This window comes from Streptomyces sp. H27-D2 (assembly GCF_035828615.1).
Classification (GTDB): Bacteria; Actinomycetota; Actinomycetes; order Streptomycetales; family Streptomycetaceae; genus Streptomyces.
The window spans coordinates 20,883-40,378 of record NZ_JAYMZR010000014.1 but is presented as its reverse complement, the minus strand read 5'-3'; the positions used below and the strand labels follow the sequence as shown (position 1 = coordinate 40,378).

Sequence of the window (19,496 nt, the reverse complement as noted above, 5' to 3'; positions counted from 1 at the left end):
ATCCGCTCGTCTCGTTCCCGGACTTGCGGCACCTCCCCCACCCCCCGCTGCTCCGGACATCGACCACCGCCGACGCCTCCCTAGCGGGTCCGCCGCCCTCGCCCCCCACGGAACCAAACGCTTCGCGCTGCTCCTGGAGTCGGCCGAGGTCTGCGGTGTACCGCGCGAGCGAGCAGTACCACGCCCAGGATCCGAGCCGCGGGGAAGTACCCCACCTGCCGTGAGTCGAGACTGGCGTGCGCGTTGTCGCCGAGCAGCACGAGGCTGCCGGGCGGTACGTGCTCCGCCCCTGTGTGTGCGCGTGCGGCCATGGCGCGGTGTGGTGGCGGCTGGGGTACGTGGCGAGGTATCGGATCTCCTGGTGTCGCGCTCACGCGCTTGATCATCCATTGCCGGCCGGAGAGCGCGGCCGCTCCTGCCCCCCGCGCCAGCGGCGAGTGCGGCCAGGTGGTGGTTCCAGGGCCTGGGCGTTCCACGACGACCACCTGGCCCGCGGACGGTGTGCGGGCGCGCAGGACAAGGATCCGGTCGCCGTCGTGGTAGGCGGGCTCCATGCTCGAACCGTGCACCGCCACCGACACCAGTGCGCGGCGCAGCAGCAGGGCCGTGGTGACCGTGCCGAGCAGGAGGAGCGGTGGTCCGGGCGTCATCGGTCTCCTGTCGTCACCGGGGGCACGGGTGCCGACGCCGGCACGGGTGCCGGCGCGTCCTGGCACTGGTTGCGGTAGCCCGCCGCCTGGAGGGCGAACAGCCTCGCGTACTCGCCCTGGGCAGCCAGCAGGGCGAGGTGGTCTCCTTGTTCCACGACTTTCCCCTCGGCCAGCACGACGATGAGGTCGGCGTCCCGTACCGCGCCCAGGCGGTGTGAGATGAGCAGGCTCGTACGTCCTTGGCGGTGCCGGCGCAGGGAAAGGTGGATGTCGTGTTCCGCGGCGGCGTCCAGGCCCGCGGAGGGCTCGTCGAGGATCATCAGCTCGCAGCGGTCGCGGAGGAAGGCGCGGGCCAGGGCCAGCCGTTGCCGTTGCCCGCCGGAAAGCGTCACTCCGGTGCCCGGACCGTCCTGGCTCGTGTCCGAGGTCATGAAGAACATCCGTGACAACAGGGTCGCGTAGCCGCACGGCAGTCCGCTGATCGTGTCGTGGATTCCCGCGTGGAGCGCGGCGGTTCGCAGCCGGGGGCGTCGTGGAGGGCTTCCAGGTCACCGAGGGCGATATTCTCGGCGGCCGTCATGTCGTAGTGCATGTAATCCTGGAACACCGCGCCGATCCGCCGCCGGAGGTCGGCCGCGTCGGCGTCGCGCAGGTCCACCCCGTCCCACAGGATCGCGCCCCGGGACGGGTCGTAGAACCGGCGCAGGAGCTTCACCAGGGTGGATTTTCCGGCGCCGTTCAAACCCACCAGGGCCAGTGCCCGCGCGTGCGGGATGTGCAGAGCGACTCCCCGGAGCACCCAGGGATGTTCGGGAGAGTAGCGGAACCACACGTCCTTGAGGGTGATGCCGCGGCGCAGCGCGGGAAGCGGGCGCGGCTCGGTGGCGGTCGGCAGGTCCGGGCCGGCGGTCGTGACGGCGAGGTAGCGGCCGAACAGCTCCAGCGCCTGGTGGGAGCGGGCGATCTCGCCCGCGATCGTGGACAGGGCGCCCTGCATTCCGGCGACCGCCGCGACGAAGATCGTGACGTCGCCGACCGAGAGGGTCCCGCGCTGCGCCGCGACAACCGCCCATGTCAGTCCCGCGCCCGAGACCGCCGCGGCCAGGGTCGCGAGTCCGGCCTGGACGGCGACGTCCCGCCGGTCCATGGCCCGTTTGGCGGTGTTGGCCGTACGCCGTTCGGTGAGCATCCGTCCGCGGAGGAAGCCACCGGTGCCGAACAGCCGTATCTCCTTGGCCGCTTCCACGCTGGACAGCAGGTCGTTGTAGAAGAACTCCCGCCGTTCGACCGGGCCGACCTTCCAGATCATGCGCGCCCGCCGCCGCGACAGGGAGATCTCGGCAGCCAGCATCGGGACGCCCGAGAGCAGGAGCAGTGCGGCCATGACCGGGCCCAGGAGAAAGCGCCAGCCGAGGAATCCGGTCATGGTCAGGGCGGCCCGCAGCACGCTGAGCACCCCGCCGACGACATCGTTCGGATTCATGCCGATGTCGGGCTGCGCGAGCCGCAGCCGGTCGAGGAACTGCGGATCTTCGAACCGCCCCAGGCCGACGAAGCCGTCGGTCGCTCCGAACAGCCGGTCCTGGGTCAGCAGCCCGACCCTGCGGTCCAGCTCGCCGCGGAGATACTGGATGAGCTGAGGGAGCATCGCGGTGCCGATTCCGACCGCGGCCAGCCCGGCGGCGAGCGCGATCAGGGTACTCCGCGGGCCCTGGTGGACCAGGTTGTCGACGACGAGTTTCATCAGCCACGCCGAGGCCACCGGTGTCGCGCTCGTGACGAGCGTCAGCAGGGCGTGCACGGTGAACGCGCCGGGGGCGGCCCGTGCGGCGAGTGACGCGGCGGCGGTGAGCCGGCGCGGCAGGCTCAGCGCCGGCGTCTGTTCCTGAGGCGTGGCCCCGGGTGCCTTGGCCGTGCTCATACTGCGGGGGAAGGCCGCCGGTCCAGGTCGACTCGTGCCTCCGTGACCACCGGCAGGCCGCGGCCGTTCGCCGCGACCTTGAGTACGGACGGGAACGCGGCGACCTGGAAGGCCGGGCCCACCGTGCCGTGCTGGGAGGACTCCGCCACGACCTGTGCCACCGGAATCAGTCGGGCGACCAAGTCGGTGGTCCGCTGGACGCCGACCGTGGCCAGCACGCGGTCGCGCCCGCCGGGCATGGCCCTGGCGCCGCCCGCGCCGGTATCGTGTATTGAACAAATGCGCATCGCCCCGCGCCCGAGCCATCGCGCGCCCAAGCCATCACATGGTGAGTACAACGGGTGTGGTCTCGCCCGAACCCGGGCGGCGGACATCGGAGGAGCGGCTGCGGCCGAGCGGGCGGTGATGACCTGACGCGGCGTACGGCCGGTCATCGCCGTGGCACCCCGGAGGCATCAGGAACCGGACGAATCGGCGAGACGCCGCTGAAGTACCAGGGTGCCCCAGGGTCACGCCTGGCCGTCGCTCTCCGCTGCTCGCTTCCTCGCGACATAGACGGTGTTGGCGGCTTTGCCGCCCTGCAGAGAACTGTCGAAGTCGACGATGTGCGCCTCTGAATCCGCGAAGACCTCCGCGAGCACGGAGCTGAAATCCTCGTGCGGCGGGTCGTTCGACCACAGGGCGAAGACGCCGTCCGGGTGGAGCTGGTCGGCGAGGCGGCGCAGCCCCGACGGCTCGTAGAGCGTGGCGTGACTGGGGTGCAGCACATGCTGCGGTGAATGGTCGATGTCCAGGAGGATCGCGTGGAAACGGCGGTCCGGCGCCTGGGGGTCCAGGCCGCGGGAGGCGCCGACCTCCGCGAAGAAATCGCCCTGGACCAGCCGGCAGCGGGAATCCGACGTCAGGCGCTCACCGAGCGGCACCAAGCCTCGCTCGTGCCAGTCGATCACTTCGCCGAGCGCCTCGACCACGATCAACGATCGCACGCGTGGGTCGTCCAGGGCCGCCTGAGCGGTGTACCCGAGGCCGAGGCCGCCCACGGCGACGTCGAGGTCGCCGCCCGGCAGCTTCGCCAGACCGAGCCGCGTCAGCGCGATCTCTCCCTCTGTGAAGAGGCTGGACATGAGGAACTCGTCGCCCAGCTTGACCTCGTACACGTCTGTTCCCGTCGACGGATCGCGCCGACGCCGCAGGCTGATGTCGCCCATCGGTGTCGGACGCCAGTCGATCTCCTCGAAACGCGCGCTCATCCGCTCTCCTTCTCTTCGCCACCGGTGCTGGTGAGTTCCGCGCGTCGACCGCCGCCACGGGGGCTCCCGCTGCGGCCGCCCGGGCGAACGGCCGACTGATCGGCTTCGCGTCTGCGCACGCCCGTCGCGGGGCCGCCGCTCCTCAGGAGCGGCCACCTCATCGCGGGCGCCGACTCTACCCTCCGGCGAGGGGGGAGAGTCCGTATCTCCGGGCGGGCGGGGCGGCGGTTTTCCCACTGATGACCAGGACGATGTCGTCGAGGTCGCCGGAGTCGGACAGGCCGCTCCGAGCGCCGGGCCGATACCGTCGTCCTGCTACCTTCTGACGGCTCCTGAAGATCGCTGACTTCCCCCGGAAAGGCGGACCACGTGTCGCAGACGGCCCGATCCGACGTCTCCATCGACAACGACCAAGTGCGCGTGACGACCTGGACGTTCCAGCCGGGCGAACAGACCGGTGGGCACCGGCACGAGCTGCCCTACATCGTCGTGCCGCTGACCGCGGGGCGCATGCGCATCGAATCCGGTGACGACTCCACGCTGTCCACCCTCGCCCCGGGCAGCAGTTACTTCCGCGAAGCGGGGGCCGCACACAACGTGACCAACGACGGGCAACAGGAACTGATCTTCACCGAGATCGAACTGAAGGCCACGCCGCGGAGCGGCTGAGCGCGTTCACCGGGGACACGGCTGAGATCGTCGGGTGCGGCTGAGGGCGGCTCGGCCCACGGGCCCCGGCGGTCGCGGCGCACCCCGAGCCGGATGTGCGAAGCGGTGTCCGCGACGTCGAGTAGCACGTCGCGGACACCGCTCGTCGACAACAACGGATCAGACCGGCCCTGGACCTCCCCTTCCCGGTCCACCCGGGAAGGGCCCCCCGCCCGGACCTGGCCCACCGGGGCCGGGGCTGTGGAAGACGGAGCCGGGGCCACCGGGACCCGGACCGCCGGGACCCGGACCGCCGGGGCCTGGACCGTGGAAGACCGGACCGGGACCGCCGGGACCCATGAAGTGCCCAGGAGGACCGACCGGTTCGGGGATCCGTTCGGGAGCCGGCGCGTCGACGTCACCCGAGGACTGGCGGGAGAACTGGGTGCGGTACAGCTCCGCGTAGAGCCCGTCCAGTTCGAGCAGTTCCTCGTGGGTACCGCGTTCCCGGATCCGCCCCTGGTCGACGACCAGGATCTGGTCGGCGTCCCGGATAGTGGAGAGCCGGTGGGCGATCACCAGCGACGTCCGGCCGGCCAGCGCGGTCTTGAGAGCCCGTTGGAGGGCCGCCTCGGATTCCGAGTCGAGGTGCGCGGTCGCCTCGTCCAGTACGACGACCGGCGGGGCCTTGAGCAGCAGCCGGGCCATGGCGATGCGCTGCTTCTCGCCGCCGGAGAGCCGGTATCCGCGGTCGCCGACCATGGTGTCCAGACCGTTGGGGAGCGATTCGATCAGATTCCAGATCTGCGCCGCCCGGCACGCCTCGATCAGGTCCTGCTCGGTGGCTTCCGGGCGGGCGTAGAGGAGGTTTTCGCGGATGGTCGTGTGAAAGAGGTGCGCGTCCTGGGTGACCATGCCGACCGTGTCGTGCAGCGACTTCAAGGTCAGGTCGCGAAGGTCGTGGCCGTCGATCCGGACGCTGCCCTCGTCGGGGTCGTAGAGCCGTGGCACCAGGTGGGTGATGGTCGTCTTGCCCGCGCCGGAGGGGCCCACCAGTGCGGTGAGGCTGCCGGCCGGCGCGGTGAAGCTCAGGTCGCACAGGGTCAAGGCGTTGTCGCCCCGTTCCTGCATGGGCTGGGCGATCGACTCCAGGGAGGCTAGCGAGACGTCGGCGGCCTTCGGGTAGCGGAACGACACCCCGTTGAACTCGATCTCCGGTGCCGTCCCGTTTGCGGGCAGAGGCAGAGCCACCGCACCCGGCTTCTCGGCGATCAGCGGCTTGAGGTCGAGTACCTCGAACAACCGGTCGAAGCTGACGAGTGCGGTCATCGCGTCCGCCTGGGCGTTGGAGAGCTGGCCGACCGGGCCCATCAGCCGGGTGAGCAGCGTGGCCAGCGCCACCAGCGTGCCGACCTGGAAGGCGCCGTCGATGGCGAAAGTGCCGCCGAAGCCGTACACCGCCGCGGTGGCCAGGGAGCCCACGAGCATGGTCGCGAGGAAGAGCAGCTTCATGGAGACGGAGGTCTGGACGCCGACGTCGCGGCCCCTGCCGGCCAGTCGTGAGAACTGGCTCGTCTCGCTGTCCGGCCGGCCGTAGAGCTTCACCAGCAGGGCCCCGGTCACGTTGAAGCGCTCCTGCATCATCGAGCCCATTTCGGCGTTCACCTGCATGTGCTGTCGCACGAGCCCCTGCACCCGGCGTCCGATGATCCGGCCCGGCAGGATGAAGAACGGCACCAGGACCAGCGAGATCAAGGTGATCGTCCAGGACAGGTAGAACATGGTGACCAGGATGAACACCAGGGTCAGCGCGGAGGACACCACGGAGGACAGCAGTTGCGTCACCGCCTGCTGAGCGCCGATCACATCGGTGTTCAACCTGCTGACCAGTGCACCGGTCTGCGCCCGGGTGAAGAACGCCAGGGGTTGCCGCTGGACGTGGTCGAAGACTTTGACGCGCAGATCGTAGATGAGCCCCTCACTGACCTGAGCCGAATACCACGCCTCCGCGAACCCCACGAGAGTCGCGACGAGAGCCAGTACGGCGACCGCGAGGGAGATCCACACGACGACCGAGGTGTCGCGCGCGAGAATTCCGTTGTCGATCAGGTACTTGAGCAGGAGGGGCGGCGCCACCGCACTGCCGGCGTTCAGCGTGGTGATGACCAGGAGAAAGCCCAGGCTGCGGCGGTGTGGCTTGGTGTACGGGATGATCCGTTTCGTTGTGCCGCGCTTGACTTTCTGATTTCTTATCGAGGAGTCGGGCCCGTCTCCTGTTATTATCATCGGCCCCGGGCCACCCATCATGGCCACAGATACCACCTCCGTCTCGTAGTCACCGCCGGGCGGGACCTCAGTTAACTGGCGGCTTCGTATTTCTTCATCTCATCGATGAGACTCTGCGGACGCATGTCCGTCCAGGTCTCCTCGATGTATTCCAGGCACGCCTTGCGAGTGCTCTCCCCGAAAGCGACCCGCCAGCCGGCCGGAGCATCGGCGAAGGCGGGCCAGAGAGAATACTGGTTTTCTTCGTTCACCAGCACCAGGAAATTCCCGTTTTCATCGTCGAACGGGTTCGCCATGATTACTCCCGTCAATCGGTCGTGCGGTCTTGGACGTGAAAACGATAGCCGAGCGAACGGGTACCGACAAGGATCCGGAGGCGCAGCATTCAGCAGGCACAGCATTCAGCGGAAGAAATCGATGATCGCTGAATTCACCTCGGCGGGTTTCTCCAGATATCCGTAGTGACCGCATCCGGATATCTCGGTGTACGTGCCGCCGGGAATGGCCTCGGCGACCTCGCGTGCCAGGTACGGGCGAACGACCAGGTCGTCCTGGAATCCGATGACCAGGCAGCGGCAGGCGATGTTCCGGTATTCCGGAAGCCGGTTGGGGATCACCTGGAGGCCCAGCTGCCCGCGGACCCGGGAAAGGTCGACCATCGACATCTCGAAGACGTCGAGCCAGTCCCGGAGCTGCTCCTGGTCGTCGAGCGTCGCCGGGGACAGGTTCTGCAGGGCCTGCACGTAGGCCGCGTAGCGCGCGGGGACCTCGGCGCCGCTGTCGCACAGTGCCGTCTCGGCGGCCGACATGGCGGTGATCAGCGTGTCGGCTCGCCCGCAGGCCGCCATCAGAACGGCCTGCCGGACGAGTTCGGGCCGGGCGACGAGCATTTCCTGAACGATGATCGCACCCAGCGAGAAGCCCACGACACGACACGGCCCCAGGCCGAGATGCTCGATGAGGCCGGCGACGTCCGCCGCCATGTCGTCGAGGGTGAATCCCTGCGGGCACAGGTCGCTCGGCGGGATCCCCCGGTTGTCGAGCGTGATCACCCGATAGCCCGCCGCCTTCAGGGCGGGTACCTGGTGCGTGCGCCACATGCGTCCGGGAGCCCCCGTGCCGGTGACCATCACGACCGGCTCGCCGGCGCCGTGGTCATCGAAGCTGAGGTTGATTCCGTTGATCAAAGCGACCGGCATCTGTCTCCTTTCACCTGCACGTCCTGTCGCGTCGACGGCGGACGAGCGATGCGCCGACGGTTGCCGCGCCGCGGTCAGCGGCCGGTCCACACGGGGTCGCGTTTCTCGGCGAAAGCCCGGACCCCTTCGAGGGCGTCGCTGCTGCGTCTGCGGCGTTCCTCCCAGCCGTACTCGGCGCTGAAGGCCGCTTCGAGCGGCATGTCCACGGACCGGAGCGCGGCCTCCCGGATGGCCCGGACCGACAGCGGAGCGCCGCGGACCAGGTCCGTCGTCCACTCCTCGACACAGCGGTCCAGCCGGTCGGGCGCGACGACTTCGTTGACCAGCCCGAACCGCAGGGCCGTCGCGGCGCTCATCCGGCGGCCCGTCAGCAGATAGCCCATGGCGATCCGCTGGGGAAGCTGCCTGGTCAGGCGGAACGCGCCGCCCGCCCCGGGGATCAGGCCGAGCCGGACCTCGGGCAGGCCGAAGACCGCCCGGTCAGAGGCGATGATCAGGTCGCAGGCGAGGGCGAGTTCGAAACCGCCGCCCAGGGCGTAGCCGTGGACCCGCGCGAGCACCGGCTTGGACCGGGTGAACCGGTCGGTGAGCCGCGGCGCGCCCGGCTGCCCGCGGCTGCCGAAGGTCGTCGGGGGCGCTCCCCCCGCGTCAAGGCGGGCGCGCTCCTTCAGATCCTGCCCGACGGAGAAGGCCCGCTCGCCCGCTCCGGTCAGCACCGTCACCCGGACCTCGTCGTCGGCCTCGACCTCGTCCCAGACACCGGCGAGTTCCTCGTGCGTGCGCAGGTCCATCGCGTTGAGCACTTCAGGCCGGTCCAGCGTCACGTAGGCGACGTGGTCCTTCTTTTCGTAGCGCACCCGGGCGGCGGCGTCGGTCATGCCTGCCGCCCCGCGAACCGGCCCACTTTGCCGATGACGTCCTCGCCGTAGAGACGCAGGGCCTGTTGCAGGGCGAACTCGGCCATGTAGCGCCGGAATTCCTCCGGCGGCTCCTCGGCCAGGTTCAGCATCCTGCGGTTGGTGACGACCGCCGGGCTCCGCAGCCGCTCGACGCTCCGGGCGAGGGCCGCGTCGATCTCCTCCGGCTCCACCACTTCGTCGACCAGCAGCCGCGCGTCCGGTTCGCTCGCCCGGATCCGACGGCCCTGGAGGATGATCTGGCGGGAGAGCCGGGGGCCGGTGTGCCGGCCGAGCCGGAAATTGCCGGCTCCGGGCACGATGCCCTCGCGGGCGGCGGGGAGGCTGAGGTAGGCGTCCGAGGCGGCGAGCACATGGTCGAAGACGAGGAGCAGTTGCATGCCGCCGCCGATGGCGAAGGTCTCGACGGCGGCGATCCAGGGCTTCTCCGTCGTGCGCGCGTGCCACGCCCCGTCGCGCTCGACGAGCACCCCCCTGACCAGCTTGTGGATATAGCCCAGTTCACGGCGGAGCAGGAAGCCGACCAGCGAGATGTCGCCGGCGTGCAGGCTCTTGAGGTTGACGCCGGCGCTGAACACCCGCTTCCCCCGGTAGCGGGGGTGGCTCATCTCGCCGCCCCGCAGCACGCCCACCTGGACGTCCGGGTCGAGCAGCGCGAGGTCGACCGCGGTCTCCATGTCGTCGACCTGCTGCTCGTCCTCGGCGTTGAGGCAGTCGTTCCGGCACATCGTCAGATGGGCGGCGCCGTCCCGCCGCTCCAGCCGGACCGAGCGCGTCTCCAGGACCCCGGTCCGGCAGAACTCCGGCAGCAGTTCCAGCGCGCGGGGCGTCGGCCGCAGCATCGCGTCGAGCAGATGCGGACCGGCGGACGGGGACCCGAGGACCGCCCGCAGGAAGATCCCCTGATCGATCTCGTACCCCTCCTTGTCGGCCTGGCGCCGGCTGCGCTCGGAGGCGAGCCGGCCGGCCGCCGGCACCAGCGCGGGGTAGTCGGCGCCGGCGGCTTCGAGCAGTTCCGCGAGCCGCAGACTGCGGGTGCGGCCGTCGGTGAGCCGGTCGTACACGGCGTCGGCGTGCGCGTCCAGGAACCGTGTCCGCAGCGCACGGGCCGCGTTCTGCGCGGCGGCCATCGCGTCCCGCTGGCCGGGCGAGCGCGCACCGGGGTCCGGCAGCGACGCCGCCAGATCCCCGACGCGCGCCGCGGCCTCATACAGATCCGGCCAAACACCCGGGCCGGCTGCCCGCGAGGACTGGACGGTCGTCACGAAGCCTCCCCCGCGGCGATCCGCAGCGCCCGGTCGCAGGCCGCCAGGTGCGGGCCGAGGGCGTCCTCGAAGCTCGTGGACGTGGCGTCGAACAGGAGTCGCCGCTGGATCGCGAGTTGTTTGCCGGACAGGCCGCTGACCAGTCCGGCGGCGGCAGCGACCGCCTGCGCCGGATCGCCGACCAGTTCGTCGGCGATGCCCAGCGCCAGCGCGTCGGGCGCCTCGATCGGGAGGCCGAACAGCACGGCCCTGCGGATCCGGGCGGCCCCGGCCAGCTGCACGAGCCGGTAGCCGGCCATCCCCGGCCAGGTGGCCGACGACCCGTCACGCGGAATCAGCAGCCGGGTGCCCAGGATCGCGACGCGGATGTCGGCGGCCAGGAAGGCGTCGAGCGCCGTCCCCCCGCAGTCGCCGTCGGCCACCGCGATGGTGGCCACGGGCAGACATTCCAGCCGGCGCAGCGCGCGTTCCCACTTGCTGACCAGCATGACGTCGAGGCTGCTGGTCCACGCCCCGACCGGTGCCCCGGTGACGTACACGGTGACGACGCCGGAGCCGCTCCGGTCCTCGGCCCGGTCGCAGAGCTCCCCGACGGCCTTGACGGAGGCGTCCGACAGGGGCTCGCCACCGTCGATCTCCAGTGTGAGCGTGTGCTCCATTGCACCCTCCGGATTCACCATTGGACCAGCGCCGTCTCCAGCGTGGATCCCGGCCCCATGGTCATGAGCACGCCGTAGTCACCGGGGCGGACGGCTCCCTCGTCGAGGAGCCTTTCGTAGGAGAACAGGAACGACCCGCTGGAGACGTTGCCGTAGTCGCGCAGCACGCCGGTGGTGTGCCGTACGTCGTGGCGGGTCAGTCCGAGGTTGACGACGACGGCGTCGATGACCTTCTTGCCGCCCGAGTGCACCAGCCAGTGCCCGATGTCGCTGCGCCGCAGGCCGGTCCCCGAGAGCAGGCGGTCCACGACGATCTCGGCGTGCGCGCCGACCACGTAGGGGATCTGCGGGTCGAGGAAGAAGCTGAACCTGTCCTGCGCGCGGTCCCATTCGTACCGCATGGCGTCGACGGCCTCGGGGATGATGCAGCTGGCGAACTTGAGGATGCTGGGGCCCTCGGGAGCCGCCGTCGCGGGCACGCCGGCGATCTCGGGAACCGCCATCGCGGGGACGCCCGAAACACCGGGGGCGGCCGTCGCGGGCAGGTCCGCGATCCCGGGGACGACCGGGAGCTCGGGCAGGGCCGGCTCTCCGGCGCCGCTGCCCGTCATCAGCGCGATGGCCCCGGCGCCGTCGCCGAACAGGCTGTTCACGACCGCGGTCCGCATCGTCGCATCCATCGCGTACGCGGCGGAGCATGCCTCCACGCACAGCACGACGGCGAGTTCCCCGGGGTTGGCCGCGGACCAGCCGGCCACCACGTTGAGGGCGTTGAGCCCCGCGTTGCAGCCCATGCCCACGATGTCGGAGCGACTGCAGTGCCGGTCGATGCCCAGCTCGCGGATGAGCAGCGCGCTCAGGCCCGGGGTCAGAAAGCCCGTCGAGGTCACACAGCACAGGTGGCGCAGGTCCGAGAGTTCGGCGCCGGCCCGCTTCAGGCAGGCACGCAGTGCCTCGGTACCCATCTGGACGGCCAGGGTCTTGTGCTTGTCGAGCAGGTCACCCTGCGGTTCCGAGGCCCGGACCCCTTCGCTGTCCGGGGCCGGCAGCGTCAGGTGACGCCGCTCGATCGCACTGTTGAGGAAAACGGAATGGATCCTGGGATCGGTGATCCCGAAGGCGTCGAGCACTTCTTGCTGAGAATAGGAGGTGGCGGTGACGGCCGTGCCCACGCCGACTATCCTCGGCCGGCCGACTGCCGCCAGATCACGTTTCCCCGCCGCCAACACCTCAGCTTCCAGGGAATCCGGGTCCAGGTACTCCGGAGGTTCCACACTGATGGTCATCGAAAAGTCCACCCCCACAGACGTTGCTTGCTTCGCGGCGTTCGCGTGCCACTGACGCCGGTCACTTACGCCACCCCTCTCGCTGCAACCTCGCCCGGTTCGCAGCGCAGTTGCCTTCATCACCGCCAGGACTCCCTCGCGGCATCAGTGAATGGGAAAGCATTTCCCGGCGCTCAGGATCACATAATCGCCCTGTCTGGCGACAGCAGCGTCCAACCGATCGAAGCACCGCCGCCCACCGCGTCAACTGCCGTGCCGGAAAAGGATTTCGCAGGCGCCGCTGTCCAACCGGCCGGTTTCGACACTTGGACGCCGGCACCCGCGCCCATCCCGTTGCGCGAACCCTACGGGATTCACCAATTGGCCCTTACATCTTTAATTGACGTTCGCCGGAGAGCACGTCTTGGAACCCTCGGCTCTTGACGCATTCATCCGGCGATGTATTCGTGACAGCTGAATATCGCGGACGGGTCCGAAGCGTCAAGCGTCCAGTGCCGCGGGCCGCGATCCCGGCGACGGTGCTGATGTCGGCGCGCACAGAACCCGGTGCATCCGGCGCATGCAGAAGCGGTGCCCTCGTCGACGGGGGTAGAGCGACGAGGGCACCGCGGTCTGTGGGATGGTTCTAGGTAGTGGCCAAAGCCTCGGTGGGGGGCAGCCGGGCGGCTCGCACCGCGGGATAGAAGCCGGCCAGGCCGCCGATCAGCAGCGTGGCACCGATGCCGCCGGCCATCGCCCAGACCGGTACCATCCCGGCCCAGCCCTGGTAAGCGGCGTATCCGATGGTGACGCCGATGCCCAGCAGTACCCCGCCGAGACCGCCGAGGGCGGACAACAGCAGTGCCTCGGCGAGGAATTGGGTGCGGATCTGGCCGCGGGTGGCTCCCAGCGAGCGCCGCAGGCCGATCTCGGAGCGCCGTTCCAGCACCGAGATGACCATGGTGTTGGCCACCCCGACCCCGCCGACCAGCAGCGCCACCCCGCCCAGGCCCAGCAGCAGACCGCTGAGCGCGTCGTCCGTGGCCTGCTTGGCGGCCAGCGCGTCGGAGGGACGCGAGACGTCGGCCTCGCTGGGGCTCTCCGGGTTGGCGGCGGCGCCCAGGACGGCCTGGACGTCCTCGACCGCCGACTCGTCCGCCCGGGTGTAGATCGTCGTCGGGTACCCCTCGAAGCCCAGTTCCTGCTCCGCGACGGACCAGCCGACCAGGGCCGCGGAGTCCAGATCGGGGATGAGCTCGTTGGGCGCCAGCAGGCCGACGACGGTGAACCACCGGTCCCCCAGCCAGACCCGCACGTCGGGTCCCGCCTTGTGCACACCGAGCTGCTTGGCGGCCACGGAGCCGAGGACGACAGCCGGGTACCTGCTGTTGGCGGCGTTCAGCCAGCGACCGCCGACGACCTCGGCGCCGATGGACTTCGGCAGATCGGTCCGGGCCGCGCTGACGGTGAGACCGCCCGACTCCGCCTTGGGGATGCGGTCGTTGCGATAGACCTTGGCACTCGTGCCGCCGATGGCGGAGACCGAGTCGACGGACGGGATGTTGGCGATCATGTCGACGGACGCCTTGGGCAGATGGGCGGTCCCGCCGCCGAACGACGTGCCGGGGGTGACGGTGAGCAGATTGGTGCCCAGCGCGGAGAGCCGGCGGTTGAGATCCTCGGTGGACGAGGTGGAGATGCCCACCACACTGATCATCGCGGCGATGCCGATGGCGATGCCCAGCGCTGACAGGAACACCCGCATGGGGCGTGAGCGCAGCCCCGAACCGCCGACTCGCGCCACGTCCGCGAGGCTCATCCGGGCCGCTTTGGGGCGGGGCGGCGGGGGGATCGCCGGCCGCCCGGCCAGTTCCGTCATCGCGTGCGGCGCGGTCATCGTAGGGCCCCCTCGGGCACCAGGGCGGCGGAGGCCGCACCGACGGCGGAATCGTGCTCGATGCGGCCGTCCTTGAGCCGGACCTCGCGCGGCAGGTACGACGCGATGTCCCGGTCGTGGGTGATGACCACCACCGTCGTGCCGGCCTCGTGCAGTTCGTGCAGCAACTCCATCACCACCGCGCCGGAACGGGAGTCCAGCGCTCCGGTCGGCTCGTCGGCCAGCAGCAGCGGAGGATCGCCGGCCACCGCCCGCGCGATGGCCACCCGCTGCTTCTCACCGCCGGAGAGCTGGTGCGGCTCGTGGTACAGCCGGTGGCCGAGACCGACCCTGCGCAGCGCGCGCTCGGCCACCCGGCGCCGCTCGCGGCGCGGCATGCCGCTGTAGAGCAGCCCGTCCGCCACGCTGTCCAACGCCGGGACTCCGGTGGCAAGGTGGAACTGCTGGAAGACGAAGCCGATGGTGCTGGCGCGCAGCGCGGACAGTTCACGGTCGCTCAGGTCGTCGATGTCATGGCCGGCGACGCGCACCGTGCCGGTCGACGGGCGGTCGAGCGTGCCCATGATGTTGAGCATCGTGGACTTGCCCGAGCCCGACGGGCCGACGACCGCGAGCAGTTCACCGCGCTCGATGACCAGGTCGGCGGACCTGAGGGCGACGACGTCTTCGTAGGCTTTCGACGCCCCGGCCAGGGCGACCACGGGATGGGATCGCACACTCACTTGGGAACCCCCACGACCAGACCCTCGGTGATGCCGTCACCGGACACCTCGACCAGGCTGTCCGCGAACATGCCGACCTTGACCGGGCGGTACTCGGAGCCCTTCGACGTCACGGCCTCCACCGCGTAGCCGCCGCCGCGCTGCGCCACCAGGGCGTTTACGGGAACCGCGAGCACGTCCTTGCGGGTCTTGTCCTTCAGCTCGACATCCACGGCGGCGGCCTGGTAGCGGCCGAGGCTCTTCTGGTCCTTGACCTTCAGCTCCACGGGCAGGGTGGCTTGTTGGGAATCCTTGGAGCTGTCGGAGGAACTGTCGGAGGACCCGTCGCTCTTGGGGGTGGTGGGGGTCCCGACGTCCGTCACCTCGGCCTCGACCTCGGTGTTGTCGGGCAGGGTGACCGTGGCCTTGGTGCCCTTCTTCACCGTGTCCTCGTATTCCACGTCCAGGTCGACGGCGATGAGCCGCTCGGTGCCGGTCCAGGTCAGCAGGGCGCCGCTCAGCTGGGCACCGGGGGCGGTCTTCACCTCGGCGACGCGCCTGGCGCCGGAGGCCACCACCGCGTCCCCGGGCCGCACGGTCCCGGTCTGGTCGCGGCCCAGGTCGTCCTGCCAGTCCTTGACCGCCTGAGCCGTGGAGTAGGTGTACTCGTCATCCACGGTGAACCCGTCGTAGCCCAGTTCGGAGAGGTTCTGCTCCAGCGTCTTGACGTCGGCGCCTTCGCTGCCCTGCTTCAGCGTGCGGTAGAAGGGCGTGGAGCCGTACAGCAGCGGGACCTTCTGCTGGTTGACCTTGTACACGGGCTTGCCGCGCGTGATGGTGTCGCCGCCGTCCGGCAGCCAGGTGATGATCCCGGAGGACCCGCTGTCGGCCGCCCCGTCGTTCTGCGCCGGCTGGCCGTTCTGCGCGGACTCCCCGCTGCCGCCACCGCCCGTACCGGACGAGGCCGGGGCCTGGACGGTGGACTCGTCGCCGTAGCCGAGGTTGCCGTCCACGGTCTCGGTGCTGCTCAGCGTGGTCCGCTTGACCTTCGCCGTCGCCGAGGGTCCGGCGGGGGCCGCGCTCGTACTGCTCGTGTCGTCGCCTCCGAACGTTCCCGTGGCGGCGATGCCCGCAGCCGCGGCGACGGCGATCGCGACGGTCACGATCAGCGAGGTGCGCAGCGGTCGGCGACGGCGACCGCTCTCCGGCGGCACAACGCTCTCACCGCCGTCCGCACTCGTGGCGGCGAGGGCGCCGGAGCTTTCGACGGACGTCTCACTCGACACCTCACTCGGGCCGTGGACTTCCAGTGCGCCGGACGACGCACCGGGCTGCCTGTGCAGCTCGTCGGTTCCGTCCGACGTGGTCACTGCGCATCACCGGGGCCCGGGCCTTGCAGCCGCACCATGCCGCCGGGGAACTTGTCCTGGCATGCCTGCTGGGCCTTCTGGAAGTTGCCGTCGGTCGGCTTGATGCCGGCCGCCGCGACGTCGATCGTCAGCTCATTGCCGTTGATCTCCGGGTCGGGGAACTTGGGCAGGCCGTTCGCCCGCATGCACTTCGCCCATTTCGCGACCTTGGCCGGGTTGATCTCGCCACCGCCGTCCGGGCCGCCCTGGCCTTGCGGCTGCAGGTCCCGGCATGCCTGACTCGCATCCCTGAACGCCTGGGAATTCGGGTCGACGCCCTCACCCGGGCTGATGTTGACGCGCCCGTTGGCGTCCTGCTTCGGGTCCGGGTAGTTGGGCACCCCGTTCTCGCGCATGCACTGCGCGTGGGCCAATGCCTGGTCGAACCCGCTCTTGGGAGACGAGGACGCGCTCGGATCGGACGACGCGGCCGAGGAGTCCTCGGAGCAGCCCGTGAGCAGGGCCCCGGCAAAAAGGGCTGATACGGCTAGCAGAGTCTGCGCGCTGACGCGCTTTCGTGTGAGGAACATGAGGCCAAGTTCTACGCGGCGGCCGGTCACACGGCGGATACAGCCGACGACGACTTCTAAGGAATCGGCGCGGCGCGCGCATCGTCGCAGCTCGCGCAATACGAAAGGACGTCGGCGGAGAGCGTTGACGCTCTCCGCCGACGTCCTTCGGTCCGGTTTTCGGTCCGGTTTTCGGTCCGGCTTCGGTCCGGTTTCGGTCCGGTTTCGGTCCGGCCCTGGTCAGACGTCGGTCAGACCTCGGTCATGCCTAATCTCGCGGAATGCGCACAGCCGAAATGAAGCTGTCCTTCCGTCCCCGTCTCTCCTCGTCCGTTACCAAGTCGTCCGACACCAAGTCGTCCGTCACCAAGCCACGGGCAGCGCTTCCACACCGTACTGAGGGGCGAAAAGCCGGAAGCGCAGCTCGTCAGGTGGTACCGCCAGCCGCAGCTCGGGGAAGCGCCGCAGCAGCCCCGCGAAAGCGATCCGCAGCTGCATCCTGCCCAGCGACGCGCCGACGCAGTAATGGACGCCGTGTCCGAAGGCCAGATGAGTGGTGTTCTCGCGGGTGATGTCGAAATCGTCCTGCGGCGCATCGGGGTCCTGGGCACGGTTGGCCGCGAGGAGGGAACAGCCGACGACTTCGCCGGCTTTGATCACCTGGCCGGCGAGGGGCACATTCACCAGGGCGGTGCGGGGCGAAGCGGTCGAGACGACCGCCACGTAACGGAGCAGTTCCTCCACCGCCTGGTCCGTCAGCTCCGGCCGGTCCCGGAGCAGAGCCAGTTGGCCGGGGTGTTCCAGCAGCGCCAGCGTGCCCAGTCCCAGCATCTGGGTGGAGCCCTCCAGCGCGGCGGCCACGAAGGACGAGCAGATTCCCGCCAACTCCTGGTCGGTGACGCCCTCGCCGTGCTCGCGGATGAGCATGCCGAGGAGGTCTTCGCCCGGATCGCGGCGCTTTCGTGCCATGATCTTGACCAAATAATTGTCGAGCGCCTTCGCCGCCACCATCTTCTTCCTGCTGCGGCTGGTGGCGCGGATATCGAGCATGCGCGCCAGATCGGTCAGGTCGTCACGGGGCAGACCGAGCAGCCCGCAGGCGACCAGACCCGGTACGGGCCAGGCGAAGTGCCGCATGAGGTCGGCCGGCTGCCCGGCGCGCTCCAGGGCGTCCAGCTGGTCCGCCACGACCTTCTCGATGATGGGTTCCATCCTGCGCATCCGGCGAACGGTGAACTCCGGCGTCAGCATCTTCCGGAGCCGGGTGTGCTCGGGCGGGTCGTACTGCAGCAGGTTGCCGGGCTCGACCAGCTGCCGGGAGTCCTCTTCGCTCACCGTCGGCGGCCGGGTGCTGAACCGGTCCGCGTCGCCGAGAATCGCCCGCACTTCCTCTCTGCCGGTGGCGATCCAGTCGTGCATTCCCGGCCCGGCGGCCGCGACGAGCGGCGTTTCCGCACTCATCCGGCTCAGCTCGGGCAAGGGGTCTATTCCATTGCGGCGTTGGTGCACGGGGATGTCTGATGGCTTCGGCATTCGTATGTCCCTTTCATACTCTCCGCTCAACGAAAAGGCGGTGCACGGCTTTCCATGGCGCGTGTTTGCCCAGCGCGCGTTTTCCACGACGCGCGCGGACGAGCGCAGGGCCTGGTCGCGAACGGCCTGCTCGCGCCCTACCAGGCGAGGGGAAGCTTCTCGACGCCGTAAGCCGCCAGCGTCAGCGGCCTGAAGCGCACCTCGCCCACCGGCACGGCCAGCCGCAGCCGGGGAAAGCGGTCCAGCAGCGCCGAGACGGCGATCCGCATTTCCATCCGGGCCAACGCCGCACCGGTGCAGAAATGCACGCCGTGCCCGAAGGCCATGTGGTTGTTGTTCTCGCGGGTGATGTCGAAATCATCCTGTGGCGCATCGGGGTTCTGGGCCCGGTTGACCGCGAGCAGCGAGCAGGACACGATCTCGCCGGCCTTCATCACCCGGCCCGCGATCGGCACGTCCTCCAGGGCCGTTCGGGGCGAGGCGATCGGGACGACCGCGACGTAGCGAAACATCTCCTCCACCGCCTGGTCCAGCAGCTCCGGCCGCTCCCGGAGCAGAGCCAGCTGGTCGGGGTGTTCCAGCAGCGCCAGCGTGCCGAGCCCCAGCATCCCGGCCATGTTCTCCAGTCCGGCGGCCAGCAGGGAGGCGCAGAATCCCACCAGTTCCTTGTCGAGGACATCCTGCCCGTACTCCCGGATCAGCGTGCTGATCAGGTCATCGGCGCTCGGGTCACGACGCTTCTGCGCCACGAACCTGATCAGGTATCCGTCGAACGCGTTCGCCGCGGCCAGCACCAGCTTCCGGGGGCGGTCGGTGCGACGGCTGAGGTCCATGTTGCGGGCCAGTTCGGCCTGGTCGTCACGGGGGATACCGAGCAGGGAGCAGCCGACCAGGCCCGGTACAGGCCAGGCGAAGTGGCGCATGAGGTCGGCCGGCTGCCCGGCGCGCTCCAGGACGTCCAGCCGGTCCGCCACGATCTTCTCGATGGCCGGTTCCAGTCTGCGTATCCGCCGCACGGTGAATTCCGGCCGCAGCATCTTGTGAATCCGGGTGTGCTCGGGCGGGTCGTACTGCAGCGGGTTGCCGACCTGGGTCAGCCGTCGGGAGTCCTCCGGGCTGTCCGCGGGCGGACGGGTGCTGAAGCGGTCCGCGTCGGCGAGGATCGCCCGCACCTCGTCACGGCCGGTGGCGACCCAGTCGTTGATGCCGGGCCCGGGGTCTTCGACGAGCGGTGTTTCCGCACTCATCCGGCTCAGCTCGGGCAACGGATCCTGTCTGTTCCGCTGCTGGTGCACCGGCAGGTCCGACGGCTTCACCCCGCTCCGGTGCCGACGCGCGGGAAGGTCTGCTGGCTTGGTCATTCGCGGGCCCCCTTCGGCCTTTCCTT

Annotated in this window: 19 protein-coding genes; 1 reads left to right on the top strand and 18 read right to left on the bottom strand. The window is 69.8% G+C overall.

Annotated elements, in window-relative coordinates; translation table 11 throughout:
• Positions 1–80: 80 nt before the first annotated feature.
• The 5 genes from QMK28_RS08390 to QMK28_RS08370 form a co-directional block, all read right to left on the bottom strand.
• Complete coding sequence (locus QMK28_RS08390; RefSeq protein ID WP_326436394.1) at positions 81–650, bottom strand: S26 family signal peptidase; 570 nt, start codon at positions 648–650, stop codon at positions 81–83.
• Positions 647–1,081: an ABC transporter ATP-binding protein gene (locus QMK28_RS08385; RefSeq protein ID WP_326436393.1), complete on the bottom strand. Its 435-nt coding sequence runs from the start codon at positions 1,079–1,081 to the stop codon at positions 647–649. The genes QMK28_RS08390 and QMK28_RS08385 overlap by 4 nt, the downstream gene beginning before the upstream one ends.
• Entirely contained in the window at positions 1,078–2,571 is a 1,494-nt protein-coding gene (locus QMK28_RS08380) for an ABC transporter ATP-binding protein (RefSeq protein ID WP_326436392.1), read from the bottom strand. Before QMK28_RS08380 ends, QMK28_RS08385 begins: the two co-directional genes overlap by 4 nt.
• Positions 2,568–2,810 (bottom strand): hypothetical protein, encoded by a 243-nt coding sequence (locus QMK28_RS08375; protein ID WP_326436391.1) that lies wholly within the window; start codon positions 2,808–2,810, stop codon positions 2,568–2,570. Before QMK28_RS08375 ends, QMK28_RS08380 begins: the two co-directional genes overlap by 4 nt.
• A 270-nt stretch (positions 2,811–3,080) precedes the next feature.
• Positions 3,081–3,821, bottom strand: coding sequence for a spermidine synthase (locus tag QMK28_RS08370; RefSeq protein ID WP_326436390.1), 741 nt, complete (start codon positions 3,819–3,821; stop codon positions 3,081–3,083).
• 369 nt (positions 3,822–4,190) lie between these two features.
• Here QMK28_RS08370 and QMK28_RS08365 point away from each other — a divergent pair, with 369 nt between their 5' ends.
• Positions 4,191–4,490: a cupin domain-containing protein gene (locus QMK28_RS08365; protein ID WP_326436389.1), complete on the top strand. Its 300-nt coding sequence runs from the start codon at positions 4,191–4,193 to the stop codon at positions 4,488–4,490.
• A 159-nt stretch (positions 4,491–4,649) separates the two neighbouring features.
• Here QMK28_RS08365 and QMK28_RS08360 read toward each other — a convergent pair whose 3' ends face one another.
• The 13 genes from QMK28_RS08360 to QMK28_RS08300 all read right to left on the bottom strand — a co-directional run bounded on the left by QMK28_RS08360 (position 4,650) and on the right by QMK28_RS08300 (position 19,470).
• Positions 4,650–6,755: an ABC transporter ATP-binding protein gene (locus tag QMK28_RS08360; RefSeq protein WP_326436388.1), complete on the bottom strand. Its 2,106-nt coding sequence runs from the start codon at positions 6,753–6,755 to the stop codon at positions 4,650–4,652.
• A gap of 71 nt (positions 6,756–6,826) precedes the next feature.
• Entirely contained in the window at positions 6,827–7,051 is a 225-nt protein-coding gene (locus QMK28_RS08355; protein WP_326436387.1) for an MbtH family protein, read from the bottom strand.
• A gap of 105 nt (positions 7,052–7,156) precedes the next feature.
• Complete coding sequence (locus tag QMK28_RS08350; RefSeq protein ID WP_326436449.1) at positions 7,157–7,954, bottom strand: alpha/beta fold hydrolase; 798 nt, start codon at positions 7,952–7,954, stop codon at positions 7,157–7,159.
• Between the two features lie 74 nt (positions 7,955–8,028).
• Entirely contained in the window at positions 8,029–8,832 is an 804-nt protein-coding gene (gene dpgD / locus QMK28_RS08345) for an enoyl-CoA-hydratase DpgD (protein WP_326436386.1), read from the bottom strand.
• Positions 8,829–10,001 carry a (3,5-dihydroxyphenyl)acetyl-CoA 1,2-dioxygenase DpgC gene (gene dpgC, locus QMK28_RS08340; RefSeq protein WP_443050585.1) on the bottom strand — a complete coding sequence of 391 codons (1,173 nt, stop codon included), beginning with the start codon at positions 9,999–10,001 and terminating at the stop codon, positions 8,829–8,831. Before dpgC ends, dpgD begins: the two co-directional genes overlap by 4 nt.
• 131 nt (positions 10,002–10,132) lie before the next feature.
• Entirely contained in the window at positions 10,133–10,795 is a 663-nt protein-coding gene (dpgB, locus tag QMK28_RS08335) for an enoyl-CoA-hydratase DpgB (RefSeq protein WP_326436385.1), read from the bottom strand.
• A gap of 14 nt (positions 10,796–10,809) precedes the next feature.
• On the bottom strand, positions 10,810–12,081 hold the full coding sequence (gene dpgA / locus QMK28_RS08330; protein ID WP_326436384.1) for a 3,5-dihydroxyphenylacetyl-CoA synthase DpgA: 1,272 nt from the start codon (positions 12,079–12,081) through the stop codon (positions 10,810–10,812).
• 625 nt (positions 12,082–12,706) lie between these two features.
• Positions 12,707–13,957: an ABC transporter permease gene (locus QMK28_RS08325; protein WP_326436383.1), complete on the bottom strand. Its 1,251-nt coding sequence runs from the start codon at positions 13,955–13,957 to the stop codon at positions 12,707–12,709.
• Complete coding sequence (locus tag QMK28_RS08320; protein WP_326436382.1) at positions 13,954–14,679, bottom strand: ABC transporter ATP-binding protein; 726 nt, start codon at positions 14,677–14,679, stop codon at positions 13,954–13,956. Before QMK28_RS08320 ends, QMK28_RS08325 begins: the two co-directional genes overlap by 4 nt.
• Complete coding sequence (locus QMK28_RS08315; protein WP_326436381.1) at positions 14,676–16,028, bottom strand: peptidoglycan-binding domain-containing protein; 1,353 nt, start codon at positions 16,026–16,028, stop codon at positions 14,676–14,678. Before QMK28_RS08315 ends, QMK28_RS08320 begins: the two co-directional genes overlap by 4 nt.
• Positions 16,025–16,597: a hypothetical protein gene (locus tag QMK28_RS08310; protein WP_326436380.1), complete on the bottom strand. Its 573-nt coding sequence runs from the start codon at positions 16,595–16,597 to the stop codon at positions 16,025–16,027. The genes QMK28_RS08315 and QMK28_RS08310 overlap by 4 nt, the downstream gene beginning before the upstream one ends.
• Before the next feature lie 342 nt (positions 16,598–16,939).
• Positions 16,940–18,109, bottom strand: a complete 1,170-nt coding sequence (locus QMK28_RS08305) for a cytochrome P450 (protein WP_326436379.1) — start codon at positions 18,107–18,109, stop codon at positions 16,940–16,942.
• Between the two features lie 137 nt (positions 18,110–18,246).
• The gene (locus tag QMK28_RS08300) at positions 18,247–19,470 is read right to left on the bottom strand and encodes a cytochrome P450 (RefSeq protein WP_326436378.1); all 1,224 of its coding nucleotides are present in this window, start codon (positions 19,468–19,470) and stop codon (positions 18,247–18,249) included.
• Positions 19,471–19,496: the final 26 nt, after the last annotated feature.